The following is a 20,835-nucleotide window of genomic DNA, read 5'->3' on the forward strand; positions in this document are numbered from 1 at the left end:
AGCTACTGCAGCGCCGACGTCAGCCGCGCCACCCCGTCGAGGAACGTCGCCGTCCCCGGCTCCTGCTCCCATTCGGCCAACGTCAGCTCGCGCCCGATCGCCCGGTACCCCGCCTCCACCTCGCGCATGTCGGCCACGAACGTCTTCCCGCGCACGAGCAGCGAGATCTCGAAGTTCAGGTTGAACGAGCGGATGTCCATGTTGCTCGACCCGATCACCGCCACGTCGTCGTCGATCGAGAGGTGCTTCGCGTGCAGGATGTACGGCCCGGGGTAGAGGAAGATCCGCACGCCCGCCCGCAGGAGCGCCCCGTAGTACGAGCGCTGTGCGTGCCACACCGAACCTTGGTCGCCGATCTCCGACACGAACAGCTGCACCTCGAGGCCGCGCAGGCGCGCCGACGTGATCGCGTACATCATCGCCTCGTCCGGCACGAAGTACGGGCTCGTGATGATGACCCGCTCCTGCGCCGAGGCGACCAGGGCGAGGAACAGGCGCAGGTTGTTCTCCTGCTCGTACGCCGGCCCGCTCGGCACCACCTGGCAGACCAGGGCGTCGGGCGAGGCATCCGCTTCGACCTGCGCAGCGGGCACGTGCTCGGTCTCCAGCAGTACCTCATCGGTCTCGGAGTACCAGTCCGACAGGAAGACCGCGTTGATCGCGGCGACCGTCGGCCCCGTCACGCGGGTGACGAGCTCCTGCCACATGAGCCCGCGCTTGAGGTTCTTGGGGGAGTCGTAGCTGCGATCGATGAGGTTCTGCGACCCCGTGTACGCCACCCGGCCGTCGACCACCACGAGCTTGCGGTGGTTGCGCAGGTCGGGCCGCTGGTACTTGCCCTGGAAGGGCTGCACCGGCAGCAGGAACGCCCACTTCACGCCGATCCGGTCGAGCTCCGCGAAGGTCGCCTCGTGCACCGACACCCGGCGGGATGCCACGTGGTCGAGCAGCAGCCGCACGGTGACGCCGCGCTGCACGGCGCGCTCCATCGCGGCGAAGAACCCGCGCGTGGTGTCGTCGATCGCGACGATGTAGAACTCGACGTGCACGAAGTGCTCGGCGGTGTCGATGTCGGCGGCCATCCGGTCGATCGAGGCGCCGTAGTCGCCGATCAGCTCGGCCCGGTTGCCGCCGACGGCGGGCAGCGCCCCGAGCACCCGGTTCTGCTCGGTCGCCGTGGCGAACCAGGCCGGCCAGGTGGCGCGGTCGGGCGTGAGGTCCGACGCCCAGGCGGCCGCGTCGACGCGCTCGGCGATGATCCCGTTGATCTCGAGCTGGCGGTCGCGGCGCTTCCTCGGCAGCTTCACGTTGCCGATCAGGAGGAACAGCACGATGCCGACGAACGGGATGAGGAAGATCGCCAGCAGCCACGACATCGCCGCCGTCGGCTTGCGGTCGCGCGGGATGATGATCAGCGCGATGATCCGGATGACCCAGTCGGCGAGCACGAGGGCGGTGGCGACCCACCAGCCGAGGTCGGCGCTCATCCGCGTCGATCCGAATCCGTACCCGTGGTGCCCCTCACGTCCATGCGCCCTCCCCCGGCTCCGGTTGTCGAGAGTATGGCACCCGCCCGGGCCCGGCGGATAGCACCGTGCCGCAACGGGTACCGCGGGGTTCGCCGCCCGCGGGGCTCCGACCGGCCGTCCCCCGATCTGGGGTCGCGGCTCGACGCGGGCGTGCTTGGCTGCGGACATCCCCCTCGCGCACACCCGAACCCTGCACAAGGAAGGGAGCTCCACCATGTCCACTGCCCACCGCCGGCTCGTCGCCATCGCCGCCGCCGTGCCGTTCCTCGCCGCCTCGGTGCTCGGCACCGCCCTGGCCGCGAACGCCACGTCGCCCGTCGACGGAGACCACAAGGTCGGCTACTGCCACGCCACGCACAGCGCGAAGAACCCGTTCGTCTACATCGTCACCGACAAGATCGCGGTGATCCGGGCGCACGAGAAGCACCAGGACGACGAGGACGTCATCCCCGCCTTCTCGTACGACGACCACGGCACGGTCGCGACGTTCGACGGACAGGGCGACCCGTCGTTCGTCGAGAACGGCTGCACCGGCGGCGGCGGCGGACTCGGCTGAAGCCGGAACGCCCGGATCGGCCGTGAGGGGCCGATCCGGGCGTCTCGGAGCGGGGTCGAAGCTCGGCGGGTGCCGAGGCCGATCCGAGCTCAGTCGGTGCCGAGGTCGAAGGCCGCGGCCTCGTTCGCCGCGTCCGTCGCGGCCTCGAGGTCGGTCTCCTGGGCACCGGCCGTGATCTCCGACGCCTGGCCCTCGCGCAGGTCGCCCACGAGCGCCGCGGTCGCGCCGCCGACGATGCCGAGGTGCGCGTACTGCTCGAGACGGGCCCGCGAGTCGGCGATGTCGAGGTTGCGCATGGTGAGCTGGCCGATGCGGTCCTCCGGGCCGAACGCCTGGTCGCCGACGCGCTCCATCGAGAGCTTCTCGGGCACGTAGCTGAACGCCGGGCCCTCGGTGTTCAGGATCGTGTAGTCGTCGCCGCGGCGGAGGCGCAGCGTGACCTCGCCGGTGACGGCCGAGCCGACCCAGCGCTGGAGGGACTCGCGCAGCATGAGCGACTGCGGGTCGAGCCACCGGCCCTCGTACATGAGGCGGCCGAGGCGACGGCCCTCCGCGTGGTAGTTCGCGATGGTGTCCTCGTTGTGGATCGCGTTGAGCAGGCGCTCGTACGCGATGTGCAGCAGCGCCATGCCCGGCGCCTCGTAGATGCCGCGCGACTTCGCCTCGATGATGCGGTTCTCGATCTGGTCGCTCATGCCCAGGCCGTGGCGGCCGCCGATGCGGTTCGCCTCGAGCACGAGCTCGACCGCGTCGGTGAACTCGACGCCGTTCAGCGCGACCGGGCGGCCCTGCTCGAACCGCACCGTCACGTCTTCCGCGGCGATCTCGACCGACTCGTCCCAGAATCGCACGCCCATGATCGGCTCGACGATGGTGATGCCGGCGTCGAGGTCTTCCAGCTTCTTCGCCTCGTGCGTCGCGCCCCAGATGTTCGCGTCGGTCGAGTACGCCTTCTCGACGCTCGCCCGGTAGGGGAGGTCGCGGGCCTGCAGCCACTCGCTCATCTCGGTGCGGCCGCCGAGCTCGGTGACGAACGCCGAGTCGAGCCACGGCTTGTAGATGCGCAGCCGCGGGTTGGCCATCAGGCCGTAGCGGTAGAACCGCTCGATGTCGTTGCCCTTGTAGGTCGAGCCGTCGCCCCAGATGTCGACGTCGTCGTCGCGCATCGCGCGCACCAGCAGCGTGCCGGTGACGGCGCGGCCGAGCGGGGTCGTGTTGAAGTACGTCTTGCCGCCGCTGCGGATGTGGAACGCGCCGCAGGCGAGGGCGACGAGGCCCTCCTCGACGAGCGCCGACCGGCAGTCGACGAGGCGCGAGAGCTCGGCGCCGTACTGGATGGCGCGGCCCGGGACCTCCTCGACCTCGGGCTCGTCGGGCTGGCCGAGGTCGGCGGTGTAGGTGCAGGGCACCGCGCCCTTCTCGCGCATCCACGCGACGGCGACCGAGGTGTCGAGGCCCCCGGAGAAGGCGATGCCGACGCGCTCGCCGACGGGGATGGACGTGAGGACCTTGGACATGGCCTCCAGCCTACCTTTCGGGCATCCCCGCCCACGCCCACGCGAGGGGCGCGCAGACGCGGCCCAGGGGCCCTCCCGGGCCGCGCGGAGGCCCCGCGATACACTCGAGTGTGACCGCAGACGAGACATCCCCGGAGCCGGAGGCGTCGCTGGTCGACGAACCCGAGGTTCGACAGGCCCTCGCCGACGGAGACCGCGGCACCGTGCACGACGTCGTCGCGGAGCATCCGTCGTCCCCCCTCGCCTGGACGGAGCTGGCCGACGTGGCCGACTCGACCGGGCGCCCCGTCGAGGCGTTCGCGTACGCGACCGTCGCCGTCGACCTCGCCCGCGAGCAGCTGGCCGCCGCGGGGTGGACCCCCGGCCACGCCGTCTCGTGGGCCGATGAACCCAATCGCGCGTACCTGCGCGGGCTCGACGCGAAGCGCCGGGCCGCGCTCGCGCTCGGCCTCGACGACGCCGCGACCGCGGCCGGCGACGAGCTCGCCGCCGCCGACGAGGAGGCGCCCGCCCGCATCGCGAGCGAGTTCACGCCGACTCAACAGCTCTCGCTCGCCGACGTGCGCGCCGCCCTCGCCGACACCGGCGAGCAGGCAGCGCCCGGCGAGACATCCGCCATCATCGGCGACCCCGTCGCCGCCCCTGACGCGGCAGCCGCCGCAGGAGAGGACTGACATGACCGCTGTGGTGCTCGTCGGAGCGCAGTGGGGTGACGAGGGCAAGGGCAAGGCCACCGACCTGCTCAGCTCGCGCCTCGACTACGTGGTGAAGTTCAACGGCGGCAACAACGCGGGCCACACCGTCGTCATCGGCGATGAGAAGTACGCGCTGCACCTGCTGCCGTCGGGCATCCTCACGCCCGGCGTGACCCCGGTGATCGCGAACGGCGTCGTCGTCGACCCGGAGGTGCTGTTCGAGGAGCTCGACGCGCTCACCAGCCGCGGGCTCGACGTCTCGAAGCTGCGGATCTCGGCGAACGCCCACCTGATCACGCAGTACCACCGCACCCTCGACAAGGTGACGGAGCGCTTCCTCGGCAAGCGGCAGATCGGCACCACCGGCCGCGGCATCGGCCCGAGCTACGCCGACAAGATCAACCGCGTCGGCATCCGCATGCAGGACCTCTTCGACGAGAACATCCTGCGGCAGAAGGTCGAGGGCGCGCTCGACCAGAAGAACCACCTGCTGGTGAAGGTCTACAACCGTCGCGCGATCGGCGTCGACGAGATCGTCGACGAGCTGCTGTCGTACGTCGACCGCCTGCGCCCGATGGTCACCGACACGTCGCTGCTGCTGCACCAGGCGCTCGGCCGCGGCGAGACCGTGCTCTTCGAGGGCGGCCAGGCCACGATGCTCGACGTCGACCACGGCACCTACCCGTTCGTCACGTCGTCGAACGCGACGTCGGGCGGCGCGGTCACGGGCTCGGGCATCGCCCCGAACCAGATCGACCGCGTCATCGCCGTCGTGAAGGCGTACACGACGCGCGTCGGCGCCGGCCCGTTCCCGACCGAGCTGTTCGACGAGTGGGGCGACTTCCTCACCGAGAAGGGCTTCGAGTTCGGCACGACGACCGGCCGCCGCCGCCGCACCGGCTGGTACGACGCGCCCATCGCCCGCTACTCGGCGCGCATCAACGGCGTCACCGACTTCGTGCTGACGAAGCTCGACGTGCTCACCGGCATCGAGAAGATCCCGGTGTGCGTCGCGTACGACGTCGACGGCACGATCGTCGACGAGGTGCCGGTGTCGCAGTCCGACTTCCACCACGCGAAGCCGGTGTACGAGGAGTTCCCCGGCTGGACCGAGGACATCTCGGGCGCCCGCGAGCTGGACGACCTTCCGGCGAACGCGCAGGCGTACGTGCGCGAGCTCGAGGCGATGAGCGGCTCCCGCATCTCGGCCATCGGCGTCGGCCCGGCCCGCGACGAGATCGTCCAGGTGCACGACCTGCTCGACTGACGCGGGCGGCGCTCGCAGCGCTCGCAGCGCGAAGGCCCGGCTCCCGATTCGGGGCCGGGCCTTCGCCGTGCGGTGTCCGCCGCTACTCGTTGCCGATCGACTTGTCGATGTTCGACTTCACGTCGTCGACCACGCCGTCGTGCTCGTCGGGCACGACCTTCTTCACGGCCTCGCCGACGCCGTCGAGCACCTTGTCGCTGATGTCCTCGGCCTGCTCGCTCTTCAGGACCTCTTGGATCTTGTCCTTGTTCTGCTCGATGAAGTCCCCCGCCTGCTTGGCGAGGTCGTCGAATCCGGCCATGGGGTTCCCCTTCCGTGGCGGCCGCTTCGCCGCCGAGGGCCAGCCTATTCGCGGGCACCGGCGCGGGGTAGGGGTGGCCACCGGCGCCGGGTTGCGGCGTCCGCGCGCGAGGTCGCGCGACGGTCGTGCCGCGCGTTCGGCCGAGGCGGATGCCCCGTGCCAGACTCGTGCGGGTGACCGCTGTGCTGCCCCCCGCCGAGCCCCTCGTGGGTCGCTTCATCCGCCTCGACCCGTACGTGCCGGCCGACGTGCCCGACCTGTACCGGGCGCTCGCGAAGCCCGAGGTGTTCGCCGGCGGCTACGGCGGCGGGCCGGCGGGCCTCGCGGAGGACTTCGCCGGGTACGAGCGCTTCGCGCTCACCCAGTGGCACCTGGGCCCGAAGCACCTGCCGTGGACCATCCGCCTCGTCGGCGGGCCCGACGCCGGCACCGTCGTGGGCACGACCTCGCTCGGCGACATCGACCTGCACAACGAGGGCGCCCACGTCGGCTGGACGGCGTACGACCCGCGCGTGTGGGGCACCGCCGTGAACCCCGAGGCGAAGCTGCTCATCCTCGGCCTCGCGTTCGACCACGGCTTCGGCCGGGTCAAGATCCAGGCCGATGCCGTCAACGCGCGCTCGCGCGCCGCGATCGCGAAGCTGGGCGCCCAGTTCGAGGGCATCATGCGGCACGACAAGCGGCGGGCGGATGGCTCGTGGCGCGACACGGCCATCTATTCGGTGCTCGCTGACGAGTGGCCCGCCGTCCGCGCCGGCCTCGAGTCCCGCCTCGGCGCCGCCGACCCCGCCCCGATCACCCTCGGCTGACGCCGGGCCCGCCCGCGCCTCCCTTCCGGCAATGGGCCCGCTCGGACCATCCCTTTCGCTTCGGACCACCGATCTCGGATGTCCCGCGCGAAACGAGTGGTCCGAACCGGGTGAAGCGGGCCGGCCGGTCTCGATACGGCGCTGCGCGCCTGCTCGACCACCGGTGGAGGGCGCTGCGCCTAACCCAGCAGCCCGTCGATCACCGCCGCAGCCCCGCCGAGGTACGCGATGACGATCACGCCGACGCGCGCGAAGCGCGCGGGCACTCGGCGGCTCAGCCATTCGCCGAGGACGAGGCCGGCGACGAGGCATCCGAGCACCACGAGCCACGCCGTCGCGTCGAGGCCCGGCGCGCGCCAGCCGTCGGCGGCGAGCTTGCCGACGAGCGACACGCTCGCGAGGGTCGCGAAGTACGGCTGCGCGGTCGCGGCGAACGCGCGCTGCGGCCAGCGGGTCGCGACGGCGTAGACGCTGATCGCGGGGCCGCCGACGCCGGCGGTGGCGCTCATGAACCCCGAGGCGACGCCGGCGACGAGGGCGGGCGGGGTGCCGGTGACGACGTGGTCGGTGCGCACGACGGCGAGCGACACGGTGAGCGCGGCGATGACGAGCAGGCCGATGCCGACCTGCAGCACCTCGCCGGGCAGCCGCACCGCCACCAGGGCGCCGGCGACGCTGCCGACCACGGCGGGCACGATGAGCAGCGCGTAGCGCCGCCACTCGATGTCGCGCCGGAGGCGCGGCAGGATGAGCAGCGCCGAGATCAGGCCGCCGGCGTTCGCCACCATGACGCCGTCGAACGGGCCGAGCAGCAGCACGAGCGCGGGCGCGGCGACGAGGGCGAACCCCATGCCGGTGATCCGCTGCGCGAGCGCGCCGAGCAGCACCGAGCCGGCGACGAGGGGGAGCATCCGACAAGGCTACGGCGACCGCCGGGTCACGACGTGCGGCGCGGCTCCTCCGGCGCGCGGCGCGGCTCCTCGGGCACGTGCAGCCGGCGGAGGAACGCGTCGGTGCCGCGCGGGATGCCCCGCCGCCCGCCGCGGCGCCCCGCACGCGAGACCAGCACGATGACGAGCACGGCGAGCGGCACGGTCCAGGCCGCCGGCTGGTCGAGGTAGGGCGCGATCGAGGGCGCCGACCGGTGCGCGAGCGGGCCGAGCAGGATCGCCCCGCCCGACAGCACCGCCCCGGTGAGCATGCCGGCGATCGCCCCGGCCGCGGTGAGGCCGCGCCACCAGATGCCGAGCAGCAGCACCGGGCAGAGGGTCGACGCGGTGAACGCGAACACCAGGCCGACGCTGCCGGCGAGCCCGCTCGACTCGGTCGCGAGGGCCACGAGCAGCGGCACGAACGTCGAGAGCACGGCGGCGATGCGGAAGCCGCGCACGCTGCCGCCGAGGAGGTCCTGGCTGATGACGCCCGCGAGCGAGACGACGAGGCCCGACGAGGTCGAGAGGAACGCGGCGAAGGCGCCGGCGATGACGAGGGCGGTGAGCACGTCGCCGAGCGGTCCGGGAACGAGGCGTTCGGGCAGCACGAGGATGAGCGCGTCGGCGTCGCCCGAGGCGGCGAGGTCGGGGGCGAACGCCCGCCCGAGGAACCCGAACGCGGTCGGGAAGAGGTAGAACGCCGACAAGAGCACGAGCACGATGAGGGTGGTGCGGCGAGCGGCCGGGCCATCCGGGTTCGTGTAGAAGCGCACGAGCACGTGCGGCAGGCCGAGGGTGCCGAGGAGCAGCGCGACCATCAGCGAGATCGTGCGGTAGAGGTCGAGCGACCCTGGCCCGGCCTCGACGGGGAACGCGGCCTGCCCGGCCAGCTCGGGTCGAACCCCGCCGCCCACGACGATGAGCAGCGCGATGACCGGCACCGCCAGCGCGGTCAGCTTGAGCCAGTACTGGAACGCCTGCACGAACGTGATCGACCGCATGCCGCCCGCGGCGACGACGATGGCGACGATGACGGCGACGGCGAGCGAACCGGCCCACGCGGGCAGGCCGGTCGTGATGCGCACGGTGAGGGCCGCGCCCTGCAGCTGCGGCACGATGTAGAACCAGCCGATGACGATCACGAGCCCGCTCGTCACCCGCCGCACCCAGCGCGACTCGAGCCGCGCCTCGGTGAAGTCGGGGATCGTGTACGCCCCCGACCGCCGCAGCGGCGCCGCCACGAACAGCAGCAGCATGAGGTACCCGGCGGTGTACCCGATCGGGAACCACAGGCCGGACGACCCGGTCAGCAGGATGAGTCCGGCGATGCCGAGGAAGCTCGCGGCCGACAGGTACTCGCCGCCGATCGCGGACGCGTTCCACCACGGCTTCACCGTGCGGCTCGCGACGTAGAAGTCGCTCGTCGTGCGCGAGACGCGCAGGCCGTAGAAGCCGATCAGCGCCGAGACGAGGGCGACCGCGACGATGGCGGCGTAGCCGACGGCGGGGTTCACGCGTCCTCCGCGAGGGAGCGGTAGCGGGCCTCGTTCCGGGTGGCGCTGCGCACGTACAGGGCGCCGACGGTGATCGCGAGGGGGTACACGCCGGCGGCGACGAGCAGCCACGACACGGGCACCCCGAACAGGAACGCCTCCTCGAGCCCGGGCAGCAGCGTGACGGCGACGACGAACACGGCCGTTGCGCCGACGAACCCGAGCGCGAACACGAGCCCGGCCCGCAGCTGCGACCGGATCAGCGAGCGCACGTACTCGCCTTCGATGTCGCTGGTTGTCGCGGCGCGGCCGCGCGCGCCCCAGCCGCCACCCGCGACGGATGCCCCGCCGCCACCGGATGCCCCGGGCTGGGCGCCCGCCCGGGGCGCGGTCACCCGCACCCGCACGGGCGGGGTCGGCGGCGGAGCATCCGCCCGCGAGCCATCCGCCCCGGCGGCACCGGGCGAGCCATCCGCGCCCGGCGCGACCTCCTCCGGCGCGCCGCTCACGGCCTCGGCCGGATCGTCGTCGAGTCGAGGCGCTCGCGCAGGCCCGGCAGGAGCCGGCGGCTCACCGGCAGCTCCGCCGCGCCGACGGTGATGCTCGGCCGGTCGCCGCCGAGGCGCACCCGCGACACGTGGGGGAGCGACACGAGGTACGAGCGGTGCACCCGTACGAACCCGGCGTCGGCCCACTGCCGTTCGAGGTCGGCCATCGGCACGCGCACGAGGTAGCTCGCCTCCTCGGTGTGGAGCCTGGCGTAGTCGCCCTGCGCCTGCACGTACCGCACGTCGTCGCGGCGGATCATCCGCGTCGTGCCGCCGAGCGTCACCGCGATCACCTCCGGCTGCGCCGCCGGCCCGGAGCCGGCCGAACCCGCCAGGCTGCCCGCACCCGCCGGCGGCTGCGCCGCGCGCAGCGCCTCGACGATGCGCGACACCGACCGGGCCAGCCGCTCGGCGCGCACCGGCTTCAGCAGGTAGTCGACCGCGGCGAGGTCGAACGCCTCGAGCGCGCCCTCCTCGTCGGCGGTGACGAAGACGAGCGCCGGCGCGTGCTCGAAGCGCTGCAGCGCCCGTGCGAGGTCGAAGCCGGTGAGGCCGGGCATGTGGATGTCGAGGAACGCCGCGTCGACCGGTTCGCGGGTCAGCAGGCGGATCGCCTCCGAGCCAGAGTTCGCCTGATGGATCACGCCGACGCGGGGATCCTGCCCGAGGAGGAACGCCAGTTCGTCGACCGCGGGCTGCTCGTCGTCGGCGATGAGGACGCTGATCACGTCTCGATTCTCCCCTCCAGCGACCCCGCGGGCTCGGCGCTCCGGCCGGGCTGCGACTTCGGCACCCGCATGCGCACGAGCGTGCCGGCGCCGACGGCCGTCTCGACGACGAGCCCATGCTCGTCGCCGTACACCTGCCGCAGCCGGGCGTCGACGTTGCGGAGCCCCACGTGCTCGCCCGGCGCACCCGCGAGCACCCCTTCGAGCACGACGGGGTCGATGCCGACGCCGTCGTCCTCGACGGTGATCTGGGCGAACGCGCCCTGGTCCTCCGCGGTGATGGTGATGCGCCCGCCGCCCTCCTTGGCCTCCAGTCCGTGCCGCACCGCGTTCTCGACGAGCGGCTGGATCGACAGGAACGGCACCACCGTCGAGAGCACCTCGGGCGCGATCTGCAGGGTCACCCGCAGCCGGGCGCCGAACCGTGCGCGCTCGAGCCGCAGGTACGAGTCGATCGAGCGCAGCTCCTCGGCGACGGTCGTGAAGTCGCCGTGCCGGCGGAACGAGTACCGGGTGAAGTCGGCGAACTCGAGCACGAGCTCCCGGGCCTGCGCGGGGTCGGTGTTGATGAACGACGCGATCGCGTTCAGCGAGTTGTAGATGAAGTGGGGGCTGATCTGCGCCCGCAGCGCCCGCACCTCGGCTTCGGCGAGGGCCGCGCGCGAGGCATCCAGTTCGCCCAGCTCGACCTGCGCCGCCACCCAGTCGGCCACCTCGCCGGTGGCGCGCACGAGCCCCGACCGCACGGGGGAGGCGAACGCCACGACCGCCCCGACCGCACGACGGCCGACGAGCACGGGCGCCGCCGCGGCATCCGTCTCGCGCTCGCCCAGCCGGATGCGCCGCTGCAGCTGCGGCTTCCCCGATGCCGCGGCCTGGGCCGCGAGCCGGCGGGCCGCGTCGGCGAGCGCCTCGTCGCCGTCGATCGCGACCTGCCCGGCCGCGTCGACGATCGCGAGGCTCTCGCACGCCAGCAGGGCCCGCAGGTGACGGGCGGCGCGCAGCGCGTCCTGCTCCGCGGCACCTCCCGCACCGGATGCCCCGCCCGAACCGCCCGAACCAGCGGCTCCGGATGCCCCGCCCAGCCCGCCGCGCAGGTGCTTCGCCGCGCGCGACGCGAGGTGCAGGGTGCGGTACGTCGCCCGCTCCTCGTCGGTGCCGAGGTCCTTCGACGCGACCACGAGCCGGCGCAGCAGCACGATGATGCCGACCGCGAGCGCGCCCGCGACCACACCGGCAGCGGTGGCGAGCAGCATCGACTCGGGCATCCCTCAACGGTAGCCGTCGTTCGTCGCGGCCCTCGCGCCGTTCGTCGCATCAGCGGCGCCGTTCACCGACGACGAGCGGCGGCCGCCCCCGCCGGCCGCCCGCGACGACCAGCATGGACGCACTGCGAACGCAGTGGCGCGGCGTCGACCGCGTCGACCCCCCTCGAAGGAGAGAGCCATGGGCAACGACGCCCTGAGCGGCACCACGACGGACGACCCCGTCGTCGACTATCCGGCGGTGCAGGCCACACCGGAATTCCAGCGGTTGCGGCGGTCGCACCGCAGCTTCGTGTTCCCCGTCCTGGCCGCGTGCCTCGTGTGGTACCTGGCCTACGTGCTGCTCGCCAGCTACGCGCACGACTTCATGTCGATCAAGGTCTGGGGCAGCGTGAACGTCGCGATGCTGCTGGGCCTGGCCCAGGTCGTCACGACCTTCGCCGTGACCATGTGGTACGTCCACTTCGCGAACAAGACCCTCGACCCGCAGGCCGCCGCCATCCGCGACGAGATCGAGCAGGGCACCGTCGGCCAGGGGGTGACCCGCTGATGCTGCACCTCGAAGCGGCGACCTCGTCGCCCGGCAACCCCTGGCTCAACATCGGCATCTTCGCGGCGTTCGTCGCGATCACGATGGTGATCGTGTTCCGCGCGAGCCGGAACAACAAGACCGCGGCCGACTACTACGCGGCCGGCCGCTCCTTCACCGGCGGCCAGAACGGCTCGGCCATCGCGGGCGACTACCTGTCGGCGGCGTCGTTCCTCGGCATCGTCGGCGCGATCGCGATCACCGGCTACGACGGGTTCCTCTACTCGATCGGCTTCCTCGTGGCGTGGCTCGTCGCGCTGCTGCTCGTCGCCGAGCTCATGCGCAACACGGGCCGGTTCACCATGGCCGACGTGCTGTCGTTCCGGCTCAAGCAGAAGCCGGTCCGCATCGCGGCCGCGACGACGACGCTCGTCGTCTGCTTCTTCTACCTGCTCGCGCAGATGGCGGGCGCCGGCGGCCTGGTGTCGCTGCTGCTCGGCATCACCGACGGCCTGGGCCAGTCGCTCGTCATCACCGTCGTCGGCGCGCTGATGATCATGTACGTCCTCATCGGCGGCATGAAGGGCACCACCTGGGTGCAGATCATCAAGGCGGTGCTGCTCATCGCGGGCGCCGGCGTGATGACCGTCTGGGTGCTCGCCCTGCACGGGTTCGACTTCTCGGCGCTGCTCGACCACGCCGTCGAGGTGGCCGGCAACCCGGCGATCCTCGAGCCGGGCCTCAAGTACGGCGTGACGGATGTCTCGAAGATCGACTTCCTCTCGCTCGGCCTGGCGCTCGTGCTCGGCACCGCGGCCCTGCCGCACGTGCTCATGCGGTTCTACACGGTGCCCACGGCGAAGGAGGCCCGCAAGTCGGTCGTCTGGGCGATCTGGCTCATCGGCATCTTCTACGTGTTCACGCTCGTGCTCGGCTACGGGGCGGCGGCCCTCGTCGGCCCGTCGGTCATCGCCGCGGCGCCGGGCGGCCCGAACTCGGCGGCCCCGCTGCTCGCGTTCGCCCTCGGCGGCCCGCTGCTGCTCGGCCTGATCTCGGCGATCGCGTTCGCGACGATCCTCGCGGTCGTCGCCGGCCTCACCATCACGGCGGCCGCGTCGTTCGCGCACGACATCTACGCATCGGTCGTGAAGAAGGGCAAGCCCGAGCCGGGTGCCGAGGTGAAGGTGGCCCGTCGCACGGTCGTCGTCATCGGCATCGTCGCGATCATCGGCGGCATCGCCGCGAACGGCCAGAACGTCGCGTTCCTCGTGGCGCTCGCGTTCGCGGTCGCCGCCTCGGCGAACCTGCCGACGATCGTGTACTCGCTCTACTGGAAGCGGTTCACCACCAAGGGCGCGCTCTGGAGCATGTACGGCGGCCTCGCGGCGGCGATCGTGCTGATCGTGTTCTCGCCGGTGGTGTCGGGGTCGGAGACCTCGATGCTGAAGACCGAGGCCATCGACTTCGCGTTCTTCCCGCTGTCGAACCCCGGCATCATCTCGATCCCGCTCGCGTTCTTCCTGGGCTGGCTCGGGACCGTGCTCGACAAGGGCAAGGAGGACCCGCTGAAGGAGTCCGAGATGGAGGTGCGCGCCCTCACCGGCGTCGGAGCCGAGAAGGCGACGCAGCACTAGGCCGGTCGCCGGCGTGGGGGCGCCGGCGACCCATCACTCGATGCGGCCAGGACCGCCTGCCCGGTCGCATCGAACAACGAGGACGGGGTCGGATGCCACGGGCATCCGGCCCCGTCCTACCGGTGGTTGAGCCCGTCGAAACCACCCCTCCGCGAGCCCGGTGGTTTCGACAGGCTCAACCACCGAGACTCGGGGCGGTGGTTTCGACAGGCTCAACCACCGAGGAAGCTACGACCGCGAGCCGCGGCGGAGGCGGGCGACGCCCCACGCGAGCAGGGCGGCGCCGACGACCGCGACGATCGGCCCGACGATCGCCCAGAGCAGTTCCCCGCTCATGACGGAGCCGGGCAGGACGCCCGCGCCCTGCAGCGTCCAGACCACGCCCGACAGGGCCAGCAGGCCACCGCCGATGATGAGCAGCCAGTTCATGGTTCCGCCTTCCGCCGGGGCATCCGCCCTACATGTTGATCATGTGGCCCGCGAGGCCGTGGAACGCCTCCTGCAGCGCCTCCGACAGGGTCGGGTGCGTGTGCACGTTGCGGGCGAGTTCGAGCGCGCCGAGGTCCCACTTCTGCGCGAGCGTGAGCTCGGGCAGCAGCTCCGAGACATCCGGACCGATGAGGTGGCCGCCGAGCAGCTCGAGGTGCTTCTTGTCGGCGACGAGCTTCACGAAGCCGACGGGCTCGCCGAGGCCGTTCGCCTTGCCGTTCGCGCTGAACGGGAACTTCGAGACGACCACGTCGTAGCCCTCGTCGCGCGCCTGCTGCTCGGTGAGGCCGAACGACGCGACCTGGGGCGAGCAGAACGTCGCGCGCGGCATCATCCGGTAGTCGCCGAGCTCCATCGTCTCGGCGTTGCCGATGGTCTCGGATGCGACGACGCCCTGCGCCTCGGCGACGTGGGCGAGCATGAGCTTCGCGGTGACGTCGCCGATCGCGTAGATGTGCGGCACGTTCGTGCGCATCCGCTCGTCGATCGCGATGGCGCCGCGCTCGGCGAGCTGCACGCCGGTGTGCTCGAGGCCGAAGCCCTCGACGTTCGGCGCGAAGCCGACGGAGATGAGCGCCTTGTCGGCCTGCAGCGAGCCCGGCTGGCCGTCGGCCCCGGTGTAGGTGACGGTGACGGATGCCCCGTCGTCGACGACGCTCTCGACCTTCGTCGAGGTGAGGATGGGCACGCCGAGGTTGCGGTACTGGCGGGTGATCTCCTTCGAGACCTCGACGTCCTCGTTGGGGAGCGCGCGGTCGAGGAACTCGATGACGGTGACCTCGACGCCGTAGTTGCGCAGCACGTACGCGAACTCCATGCCGATCGCGCCGGCGCCGACGATGGCGATCGAGCGGGGCAGGTCGCGCGTGAGGATCTGCGTCTCGTAGGTGACGACGTTCTGCGAGAGCTGCACGCCGGGCAGGAGCCGCACGCGCGAGCCGGTCGCGATGATCGCGTTCGCGAACGTGAGCTGCTCGACCGTGCCGTCGGCCTTCGCGACGTCGATCGAGTTCGGGCCCGTGAATGAGCCGCGGCCGTCGAACTCGGTGATGCCGTTCTTCTTCATGAGGAAGTGCACGCCCTTGACGTGCTTGTCGGACACCTGGCGGCTGCGGTCGAACGCGGCACCGAAGTCGAAGTGGGCGTCGCCGGTGATGCCGAAGGTCGCCGCCTGCGCGTGGAAGATGTGCGCCAGCTCCGCGTTGCGCAGCAGCGCCTTCGACGGGATGCAGCCGACGTTGAGGCAGACGCCGCCCCAGTACTTCTCCTCGATGACGGCGACCTTCTGGCCGAGCTGGGCGGCGCGGATGGCGGCCACATAGCCGCCGGGACCCGCGCCGAGGACGATGACGTCGAAGTGGGTGGTCATGCTCCGAGCCTAGACGCGACGGGCGCCTGCCGACCTTCGGATGATTCCGGCCAACGTGTCCGGAACCCGCGGATGGCGGCGGCCGCCCCGACGTACGCTCGACCGGTGACCGAACGCACCACCGAGGCATCCGCTGCGACCGACGCATCCGCCGGCCTCCCTGCTGACGAGGCCGCCGCCGCGCCCGCGGGGGCCGCGCCCGTGGTGGGCCGGCCCGGCCGGCTGTCGGCGTGGCTGCAGTTCCTCGCGATGGGGCTCGTCTGGGGCTCGAGCTTCCTCTTCATGAAGGTCGCGCTCGAGGGCGTCTCGTTCGGGCAGGTCGCCTGGAGCCGCACGGTGCTCGGCGCGATCGCGCTCGGCCTCATCGTGCTCGTGACGCGGCCGCGCGTGACGGGCGCCGACGGGGTTCCCGGTCCGGTGCTGCCCCGCGAGAAGGCGGTGTGGGGCCACTTCCTGGTGGTGGCGTTCACGACGTGCGTCATCCCGTACCTCTGCTTCGCGTGGGCCGAGCAGTACGTGTCGTCGAGCCTCGCCTCGATCTACAACGCGACCACGCCGATCATGACCGCGCTCATGGCGACCCTCGTGTTCCGCGTCGAGCGGCTCGGCGGCAGCCGCTGGTTCGGCGTCGGCCTCGGCATCGTCGGGGTGCTCGTGGTCATCGGCCCGTGGCAGCTCACCGCCCTGACCGGCAGCCTCGCCGGCCAGCTCGCGTGCCTCGTCGCGACGCTCTGCTACGGCTTCACGTTCGGGTACCAGCGGCGGTTCCTCAGCCAGCGGCCGATCGCGCCGGCGACGTTCGCGTTCCTGTCGATCGGGGTCTCGGCCCTCGTGATGCTCGTGCTCACGCCGTGGCTCGCGCTGTCGCCCGTCGAGCTCGACTGGCGCATCACGGCGTCGCTGCTGGCGCTCGGCGTGCTCGGCACCGGGCTCGCCTACATCTGGAACATCAACGTGCTGCGCGCGTGGGGCCCGACCGGCACGTCGACCGTCACCTACGTGACGCCCGTGGTCGGCGTCGCGCTCGGCATGGCGCTCCTCGGCGAGCGACTGAGCTGGCACGAGCCCGTCGGCGCGGCGCTGGTGCTCGTCGGCATCCTGTTCGCCCAGGGGCGCCTGCGGCTCGGGCGGCGTCGGAGCGGGGTATCCGCCGGCTGATCGCACCGGATGGTCCGGTGCGCGGTCCTGCACCGGGTGCGCGATCCAACTCGGGCGGCCGTTCCTCGCCCCGGCGGCCGTTCCTCTGCGCGCCCGAGCGAGGAACAGCCGCCTGAATCGGAGGGTTGACACACGCTCGGTTCCATGGTTAGTTACTTGAGTAATGAACCGGTGAGGCCGACCCGAGGCCTTCGACAGACAGGCCGCAGATGGACGAATCACGCCCGATCTTCATCCAGATCGCGGAGCAGATCGAGAACGACATCATCGACGGATCCCTGCCCGAGGGCAGCCAGATCCCGTCGACGAACGAGTTCGCGGCGTTCCTGCGCGTGAATCCGGCCACTGCATTGAAGGGAGTGAACCGCCTTGTCGACGACGGCATCGTGGAGAAGCGAAGGGGCATCGGCATGTTCGTGACCGTCGGGGCCCGCGATCGGCTCGTCGAGCGACGACGAGCGGAGTTCGCCGCCCAGTACATCCGACCGCTCATCGTCGAGGCCGAGAAGCTCGGCATCGACATCGACCAGCTCGCGGTACTCGTCCGCGAGGAGAGGATCCAGTCATGACCCGCACCGTGGTCCGGGCCTCCGGACTCACCAAGCGCTACGGCTCGTTCACCGCCGTCGACGCCGTTGACTTCGAACTCGAGGAGCACCGCATCTACGGCCTCCTCGGCCGCAACGGCGCCGGCAAGACGACGATCATGCAGCTGCTCACCGGCCAGCTCTTCCCGAACGCGGGCGAGCTCGAGGTGTTCGGCCGCACGCCCGCCGAGCACGCCGACGTGCTGCGCCGCGTGTGCTTCATCGCCGAGTCGCAGCGGTACCCCGAGGACTTCACGCCGAAGCACGTGTTCCGCGCGGCGCCGTGGTTCTTCGAGCACTGGGACGCCGAGTTCGCCGAGCGCCTCGTCGCCGACTTCCGGCTCCCGGTGAAGCGCCGGCTCAAGAAGCTGAGCCGCGGCCAGCTCTCCGCCGTCGGCGTCATCGTCGGCCTCGCGAGCCGCGCACCGCTCACGTTCTTCGACGAGCCGTACCTCGGCCTCGACGCCGTCGCCCGGCACATCTTCTACGACCGGCTGCTCGAGGACTACGCCGAGCATCCCCGCACGATCGTGCTGTCGACGCACCTGATCGACGAGGTGGCGAACCTCCTCGAGCACGTGATCCTCATCGACCAGGGCCGCATCCTGCTCGACCGCGACGCCGACGAGGTGCGCGGCTCCGCGACCACCGTCGCCGGCGCCCGCGCCGCCGTCGACGAGTTCGTCGAGGGCCGCACCGTGATCGGCCGGGAGTCGCTCGGCGGCCTCGCCTCGGTCACCGTCGACGGCCGGCTCGACCGGGCCGACCGCGTGCGCGCCGCCGAGGCGGGCCTCGAGCTCGCCCCGGTGTCGCTGCAGCAGCTCATCGTGCACCTCACCGGCGGCGACCTCGCCGCGGAGCCCGAGGCATCCGACAACGTCATCACCCTCAAGAAGGGAGCCGCAGCATGACCGCCGTGACCGCGACCGCCGTGGGCACCACCCCGCGCGTCCGCCCGAACGAGATCTGGCGCATCGTCCGACTGCACGTCGTGAACCCGTCGATCTTCTTCATCGTGCCGTGGACGATCATCGCCGGCGCCTGGGCCGTGAGCATGGTCCTGGTGCTCATCATCTCCGCCGCCGGCGGGCCGACCGACGAGGTCACCAAGGGCATGCAGTACAGCTGGGCCGTGCTGTCGCCGCAGTGGTACCTCGTCGTCGTCGGGGTGCAGGCGATCGCCTTCACCTTCCAGTTCGCCCTCGGCTTCGGCGCGACCCGCCGGGACTACTGGGTCGGCACGGTGATCATGTTCCTGCTCGTCTCGGCGTTCAACGCGGTGGCGATCGCGACGCTCGTGATCCTGGAGCGCGCGACGGATCACTGGTGGATCGGCACGGCGATGTTCGACGCGCTCTGGTACGTCGACTCCGACTGGCTGACCGCCGCGTACACGACGTTCGCGTTCCAGATGTTCATCCTCACCATCGGCGCCGCCGCCACCACGGTGTACATGCGCTGGCGGATGGCGGGCATGCTGACCCTCGGCGCGTCCGCGCTCGCGATCCTGCTCGGCATCGTCGCCATCCTCACCTTTACCGAGTCGTGGATCCCGCTCTGGGAGTGGTTCGCGTCGGTCGGCCTGGTCGGCGGCTTCTCCATCCTGCTGGTGCTGTCGGCGCTCTGCGCGGTGTTCGGCTACGCCATCATCCGGCGGGCCACGCCGCGCTGACCCGGAGACCGGCATCGGTCCGCGCTCGCCGGACCATCCGATCCGCTCGGGACCACCGCATCCGGTGGTCCCGAGCGACACGGATGGTCCGGCGTTCGTGTGACGCGAGCGGATGCCGCGCCTCCCGCCGTCGCCTAGGGTCGAAGCCATGAGTGCCATCGACGATCGCGACGCCGCGATGACCGAGCTCCTCGGCATCCGGTCGAGCATCGACAACATCGACGCCGCCCTGATCCACCTGTTGGCGGAGCGCTTCAAGTTCACCCAGCACGTCGGCCGGTTGAAGGCGCGGCACGGCCTGCCGCCGAGCGACCCGGAGCGCGAGAAGCGCCAGATCGCACGCCTCCGCGCGCTCGCCGAGGAAGCGCACCTCGACCCGGCGTTCGCCGAGAAGTGGTTCAACTTCATCGTGGCCGAGGTGATCCAGCACCACGAGGAGCTCGCCGGGAACGGCGGCGGAGCCGCAGCCGCCGCAGCCGCCGCATCCGGTTCGGCCGGCGGCGCCATCGCGCCCGAGGGTCGATGACCGACTGGTACCCGGCGCCGCTGCCGTCGCAGGAGGGGCGGCGGTTCCTCGTCACCGGCGCGAACGCGGGCATCGGCTTCTTCACCAGCGCACGGCTCGCCGGCGCCGGCGCGCAGGTCGTGATGACCGGGCGCAGCACCGAGCGCGTCGAACGCGCGGCCGGTGCGATCCGCGAGCGCCTCGAGGCCGGCGCGGGGCACGAAGTCGGCGGGTCGATCGAGACCCTCGTCATCGACCAGGCCTCGCTCGACTCGGTCGCCGCCGGCGCCGCGGCGCTCCTCGCAGGCGACCCGTTCGACGGGATCGCGCTCAACGCCGGCATGGTGCACACGCCGCGCCGCCGGGAGACGAGCGCCGACGGGCACGAGCTCGTGCTGGCGACGAACACGCTCGGCGCCTTCGCGCTGCACGCGCGGCTCCTCGGGCACGTGCGAGCCGACGCGCGGATCGTAACGCTCGGGTCGCTGTCGACGCAGCTGTCGACCTTCCGCCTCGACGACCTGGAGCTCACCCGCTCGTACGACTCGTGGCGCGCGTACGCGCAGTCGAAGATCGCCAACCACGCGCTCGCGTTCGAGCTCGACCGCCGTCTCCGCGGGATCGGCGCGCCGCTCCGCAGCGTCGTCGCCCACCCCGGCTACTCGACCTCCGGGCGCACGCCGTACGTGCCGGGCGTGAACGAGCCGACCCGCGGCAAGCGGTTCGCCGACGAGCTGCAGGGCGCGTGGGCGCAGGGCAAGCACCGCGGCGCCGAGGTCGTGCTGCACGCGCTCACCGCCGACGGCGTCGAGGGCGGCCAGTTCTGGGGCCCGCGCCACCGCACGAAGGGCGCGCCGGCGCTCGCCCGGCCGACGCGGACCTCGACCGATCCCTCGATCGGCGCCCGGGTATGGGCGTTCGCCGAGCAGGCGACCGGCGTGCGGCACGGGCTGGTCGGATGATCCGCCGCATCGTCGCCGACTGGTGGGCGTCGCCTCGGGGCCGCAGGCTCCTCGTGCAGGTCGGGGTCGTCATCGGCATCCTGATGGCCGTCATCGGCATCTTCTCCGCTCGGTACGGATGGCTCGTCGCGGGGCTCATCGTCGTGGTCATCGCGGCCGCGTCGGGGCCGTGGCGCACCCGGCGCGAGCGGCGCTGATCGCCGCGACCGCCATCCGCGGTCCGCCGGACGCGCCGCGCCGGTCGGGCCGTCCTGTCCATGTGGATGCCTCGGCGATACGCTGACCCCACG

23 protein-coding genes are annotated in these 20,835 nt (G+C 71.9%); 13 read left to right on the plus strand and 10 right to left on the minus strand.

The annotated features are described in order from the left end of the window. Positions 1-2: 2 nt before the first annotated feature. The gene (cls, locus tag ACGGZK_RS05545; protein ID WP_395245269.1) at positions 3-1,487 is read right to left on the minus strand and encodes a cardiolipin synthase; all 1,485 of its coding nucleotides are present in this window, start codon (positions 1,485-1,487) and stop codon (positions 3-5) included. A 256-nt stretch (positions 1,488-1,743) separates the two neighbouring features. Here cls and ACGGZK_RS05550 point away from each other — a divergent pair, with 256 nt between their 5' ends. After that, complete coding sequence (locus ACGGZK_RS05550; RefSeq protein WP_395245270.1) at positions 1,744-2,085, plus strand: hypothetical protein; 342 nt, start codon at positions 1,744-1,746, stop codon at positions 2,083-2,085. 89 nt (positions 2,086-2,174) lie between these two features. On the opposite strand, the gene argG is transcribed toward ACGGZK_RS05550, so the two are convergent. Continuing rightward, on the minus strand, positions 2,175-3,602 hold the full coding sequence (gene argG / locus ACGGZK_RS05555; protein WP_395245271.1) for an argininosuccinate synthase: 1,428 nt from the start codon (positions 3,600-3,602) through the stop codon (positions 2,175-2,177). A 110-nt stretch (positions 3,603-3,712) separates the two neighbouring features. Between argG and ACGGZK_RS05560 the strand changes: the two genes are divergently transcribed. Continuing rightward, positions 3,713-4,276 carry a DUF3151 family protein gene (locus ACGGZK_RS05560; RefSeq protein ID WP_395245272.1) on the plus strand — a complete coding sequence of 188 codons (564 nt, stop codon included), beginning with the start codon at positions 3,713-3,715 and terminating at the stop codon, positions 4,274-4,276. A gap of 1 nt (position 4,277) precedes the next feature. Then, complete coding sequence (locus ACGGZK_RS05565; protein WP_395245273.1) at positions 4,278-5,564, plus strand: adenylosuccinate synthase; 1,287 nt, start codon at positions 4,278-4,280, stop codon at positions 5,562-5,564. Between the two features lie 82 nt (positions 5,565-5,646). Here the strand turns inward: ACGGZK_RS05565 and ACGGZK_RS05570 are convergent, their stop codons facing one another. Further along, positions 5,647-5,865 (minus strand): hypothetical protein, encoded by a 219-nt coding sequence (locus ACGGZK_RS05570; protein ID WP_395245274.1) that lies wholly within the window; start codon positions 5,863-5,865, stop codon positions 5,647-5,649. Between the two features lie 173 nt (positions 5,866-6,038). Here ACGGZK_RS05570 and ACGGZK_RS05575 point away from each other — a divergent pair, with 173 nt between their 5' ends. Next, on the plus strand, positions 6,039-6,674 hold the full coding sequence (locus ACGGZK_RS05575) for a GNAT family N-acetyltransferase (protein WP_395245275.1): 636 nt from the start codon (positions 6,039-6,041) through the stop codon (positions 6,672-6,674). 179 nt (positions 6,675-6,853) lie between these two features. Here ACGGZK_RS05575 and ACGGZK_RS05580 read toward each other — a convergent pair whose 3' ends face one another. From ACGGZK_RS05580 to ACGGZK_RS05600, 5 genes are read right to left on the minus strand one after another with little or no spacing between them, the layout of a single operon-like run. Next, entirely contained in the window at positions 6,854-7,585 is a 732-nt protein-coding gene (locus tag ACGGZK_RS05580) for a sulfite exporter TauE/SafE family protein (RefSeq protein ID WP_395245276.1), read from the minus strand. A 26-nt stretch (positions 7,586-7,611) separates the two neighbouring features. Further along, positions 7,612-9,120: a cation acetate symporter gene (locus ACGGZK_RS05585; RefSeq protein ID WP_395245277.1), complete on the minus strand. Its 1,509-nt coding sequence runs from the start codon at positions 9,118-9,120 to the stop codon at positions 7,612-7,614. After that, a complete protein-coding gene (locus ACGGZK_RS05590) occupies positions 9,117-9,608 on the minus strand; it encodes a hypothetical protein (RefSeq protein WP_395245278.1) in 492 nt (163 codons plus the stop codon). Before ACGGZK_RS05590 ends, ACGGZK_RS05585 begins: the two co-directional genes overlap by 4 nt. Then, positions 9,605-10,375, minus strand: a complete 771-nt coding sequence (locus tag ACGGZK_RS05595; RefSeq protein ID WP_395245279.1) for a LytR/AlgR family response regulator transcription factor — start codon at positions 10,373-10,375, stop codon at positions 9,605-9,607. The genes ACGGZK_RS05590 and ACGGZK_RS05595 overlap by 4 nt, the downstream gene beginning before the upstream one ends. Next, on the minus strand, positions 10,372-11,643 hold the full coding sequence (locus ACGGZK_RS05600) for a sensor histidine kinase (protein ID WP_395245280.1): 1,272 nt from the start codon (positions 11,641-11,643) through the stop codon (positions 10,372-10,374). The genes ACGGZK_RS05595 and ACGGZK_RS05600 overlap by 4 nt, the downstream gene beginning before the upstream one ends. 178 nt (positions 11,644-11,821) lie before the next feature. On the opposite strand from ACGGZK_RS05600, the gene ACGGZK_RS05605 reads away from it, so the two are divergent. Both ACGGZK_RS05605 and ACGGZK_RS05610 read left to right on the plus strand, forming a co-directional pair. Continuing rightward, positions 11,822-12,190 (plus strand): DUF485 domain-containing protein, encoded by a 369-nt coding sequence (locus ACGGZK_RS05605; RefSeq protein ID WP_395245281.1) that lies wholly within the window; start codon positions 11,822-11,824, stop codon positions 12,188-12,190. Further along, positions 12,190-13,803 carry a cation acetate symporter gene (locus tag ACGGZK_RS05610; RefSeq protein ID WP_395245282.1) on the plus strand — a complete coding sequence of 538 codons (1,614 nt, stop codon included), beginning with the start codon at positions 12,190-12,192 and terminating at the stop codon, positions 13,801-13,803. Before ACGGZK_RS05605 ends, ACGGZK_RS05610 begins: the two co-directional genes overlap by 1 nt. 228 nt (positions 13,804-14,031) lie before the next feature. Here the strand turns inward: ACGGZK_RS05610 and ACGGZK_RS05615 are convergent, their stop codons facing one another. Together ACGGZK_RS05615 and lpdA are read right to left on the minus strand one after the other, a co-directional pair. Further along, positions 14,032-14,232, minus strand: coding sequence for a hypothetical protein (locus tag ACGGZK_RS05615; protein ID WP_395245283.1), 201 nt, complete (start codon positions 14,230-14,232; stop codon positions 14,032-14,034). Between the two features lie 28 nt (positions 14,233-14,260). Next, positions 14,261-15,661, minus strand: coding sequence for a dihydrolipoyl dehydrogenase (lpdA, locus tag ACGGZK_RS05620; RefSeq protein WP_395245284.1), 1,401 nt, complete (start codon positions 15,659-15,661; stop codon positions 14,261-14,263). Positions 15,662-15,883: 222 nt separating this feature from the next. Between lpdA and ACGGZK_RS05625 the strand changes: the two genes are divergently transcribed. The 7 genes from ACGGZK_RS05625 (at position 15,884) to ACGGZK_RS05655 (ending at position 20,742) form a co-directional block, all read left to right on the plus strand. Continuing rightward, the gene (locus ACGGZK_RS05625) at positions 15,884-16,819 is read left to right on the plus strand and encodes a DMT family transporter (protein ID WP_395246040.1); all 936 of its coding nucleotides are present in this window, start codon (positions 15,884-15,886) and stop codon (positions 16,817-16,819) included. A 209-nt stretch (positions 16,820-17,028) separates the two neighbouring features. Next, complete coding sequence (locus ACGGZK_RS05630) at positions 17,029-17,388, plus strand: GntR family transcriptional regulator (protein WP_395245285.1); 360 nt, start codon at positions 17,029-17,031, stop codon at positions 17,386-17,388. Beyond that, positions 17,385-18,317: an ABC transporter ATP-binding protein gene (locus ACGGZK_RS05635; protein WP_395245286.1), complete on the plus strand. Its 933-nt coding sequence runs from the start codon at positions 17,385-17,387 to the stop codon at positions 18,315-18,317. The genes ACGGZK_RS05630 and ACGGZK_RS05635 overlap by 4 nt, the downstream gene beginning before the upstream one ends. Then, positions 18,314-19,078 (plus strand): hypothetical protein, encoded by a 765-nt coding sequence (locus ACGGZK_RS05640; RefSeq protein WP_395245287.1) that lies wholly within the window; start codon positions 18,314-18,316, stop codon positions 19,076-19,078. Before ACGGZK_RS05635 ends, ACGGZK_RS05640 begins: the two co-directional genes overlap by 4 nt. Before the next feature lie 148 nt (positions 19,079-19,226). Next, the gene (locus ACGGZK_RS05645; protein WP_395245288.1) at positions 19,227-19,604 is read left to right on the plus strand and encodes a chorismate mutase; all 378 of its coding nucleotides are present in this window, start codon (positions 19,227-19,229) and stop codon (positions 19,602-19,604) included. After that, positions 19,601-20,545, plus strand: coding sequence for an SDR family NAD(P)-dependent oxidoreductase (locus ACGGZK_RS05650; protein ID WP_395245289.1), 945 nt, complete (start codon positions 19,601-19,603; stop codon positions 20,543-20,545). The genes ACGGZK_RS05645 and ACGGZK_RS05650 overlap by 4 nt, the downstream gene beginning before the upstream one ends. Beyond that, on the plus strand, positions 20,542-20,742 hold the full coding sequence (locus tag ACGGZK_RS05655; RefSeq protein ID WP_395245290.1) for a hypothetical protein: 201 nt from the start codon (positions 20,542-20,544) through the stop codon (positions 20,740-20,742). The genes ACGGZK_RS05650 and ACGGZK_RS05655 overlap by 4 nt, the downstream gene beginning before the upstream one ends. Positions 20,743-20,835: the final 93 nt, after the last annotated feature.

Source organism: Agromyces sp. MMS24-K17, from assembly GCF_043950245.1.
Classification (GTDB): domain Bacteria; phylum Actinomycetota; class Actinomycetes; order Actinomycetales; family Microbacteriaceae; genus Agromyces.

Coding starts and splice junctions, on each gene's coding strand:
- ACGGZK_RS05570 (WP_395245274.1), bottom strand. CDS start 5,865: ATGGCCGGATTCGACGACCTCGCCAAGCAGGCGGGGGACTTCATCGAG.
- ACGGZK_RS05600 (WP_395245280.1), bottom strand. CDS start 11,643: ATGCCCGAGTCGATGCTGCTCGCCACCGCTGCCGGTGTGGTCGCGGGC.
- ACGGZK_RS05580 (WP_395245276.1), bottom strand. CDS start 7,585: ATGCTCCCCCTCGTCGCCGGCTCGGTGCTGCTCGGCGCGCTCGCGCAG.
- ACGGZK_RS05550 (WP_395245270.1), top strand. CDS start 1,744: ATGTCCACTGCCCACCGCCGGCTCGTCGCCATCGCCGCCGCCGTGCCG.
- cls (WP_395245269.1), bottom strand. CDS start 1,487: ATGAGCGCCGACCTCGGCTGGTGGGTCGCCACCGCCCTCGTGCTCGCC.
- ACGGZK_RS05630 (WP_395245285.1), top strand. CDS start 17,029: ATGGACGAATCACGCCCGATCTTCATCCAGATCGCGGAGCAGATCGAG.
- ACGGZK_RS05605 (WP_395245281.1), top strand. CDS start 11,822: ATGGGCAACGACGCCCTGAGCGGCACCACGACGGACGACCCCGTCGTC.
- ACGGZK_RS05610 (WP_395245282.1), top strand. CDS start 12,190: ATGCTGCACCTCGAAGCGGCGACCTCGTCGCCCGGCAACCCCTGGCTC.
- ACGGZK_RS05565 (WP_395245273.1), top strand. CDS start 4,278: ATGACCGCTGTGGTGCTCGTCGGAGCGCAGTGGGGTGACGAGGGCAAG.
- ACGGZK_RS05615 (WP_395245283.1), bottom strand. CDS start 14,232: ATGAACTGGCTGCTCATCATCGGCGGTGGCCTGCTGGCCCTGTCGGGC.
- lpdA (WP_395245284.1), bottom strand. CDS start 15,661: ATGACCACCCACTTCGACGTCATCGTCCTCGGCGCGGGTCCCGGCGGC.
- argG (WP_395245271.1), bottom strand. CDS start 3,602: ATGTCCAAGGTCCTCACGTCCATCCCCGTCGGCGAGCGCGTCGGCATC.
- ACGGZK_RS05650 (WP_395245289.1), top strand. CDS start 19,601: ATGACCGACTGGTACCCGGCGCCGCTGCCGTCGCAGGAGGGGCGGCGG.
- ACGGZK_RS05655 (WP_395245290.1), top strand. CDS start 20,542: ATGATCCGCCGCATCGTCGCCGACTGGTGGGCGTCGCCTCGGGGCCGC.
- ACGGZK_RS05640 (WP_395245287.1), top strand. CDS start 18,314: ATGACCGCCGTGACCGCGACCGCCGTGGGCACCACCCCGCGCGTCCGC.
- ACGGZK_RS05645 (WP_395245288.1), top strand. CDS start 19,227: ATGAGTGCCATCGACGATCGCGACGCCGCGATGACCGAGCTCCTCGGC.
- ACGGZK_RS05635 (WP_395245286.1), top strand. CDS start 17,385: ATGACCCGCACCGTGGTCCGGGCCTCCGGACTCACCAAGCGCTACGGC.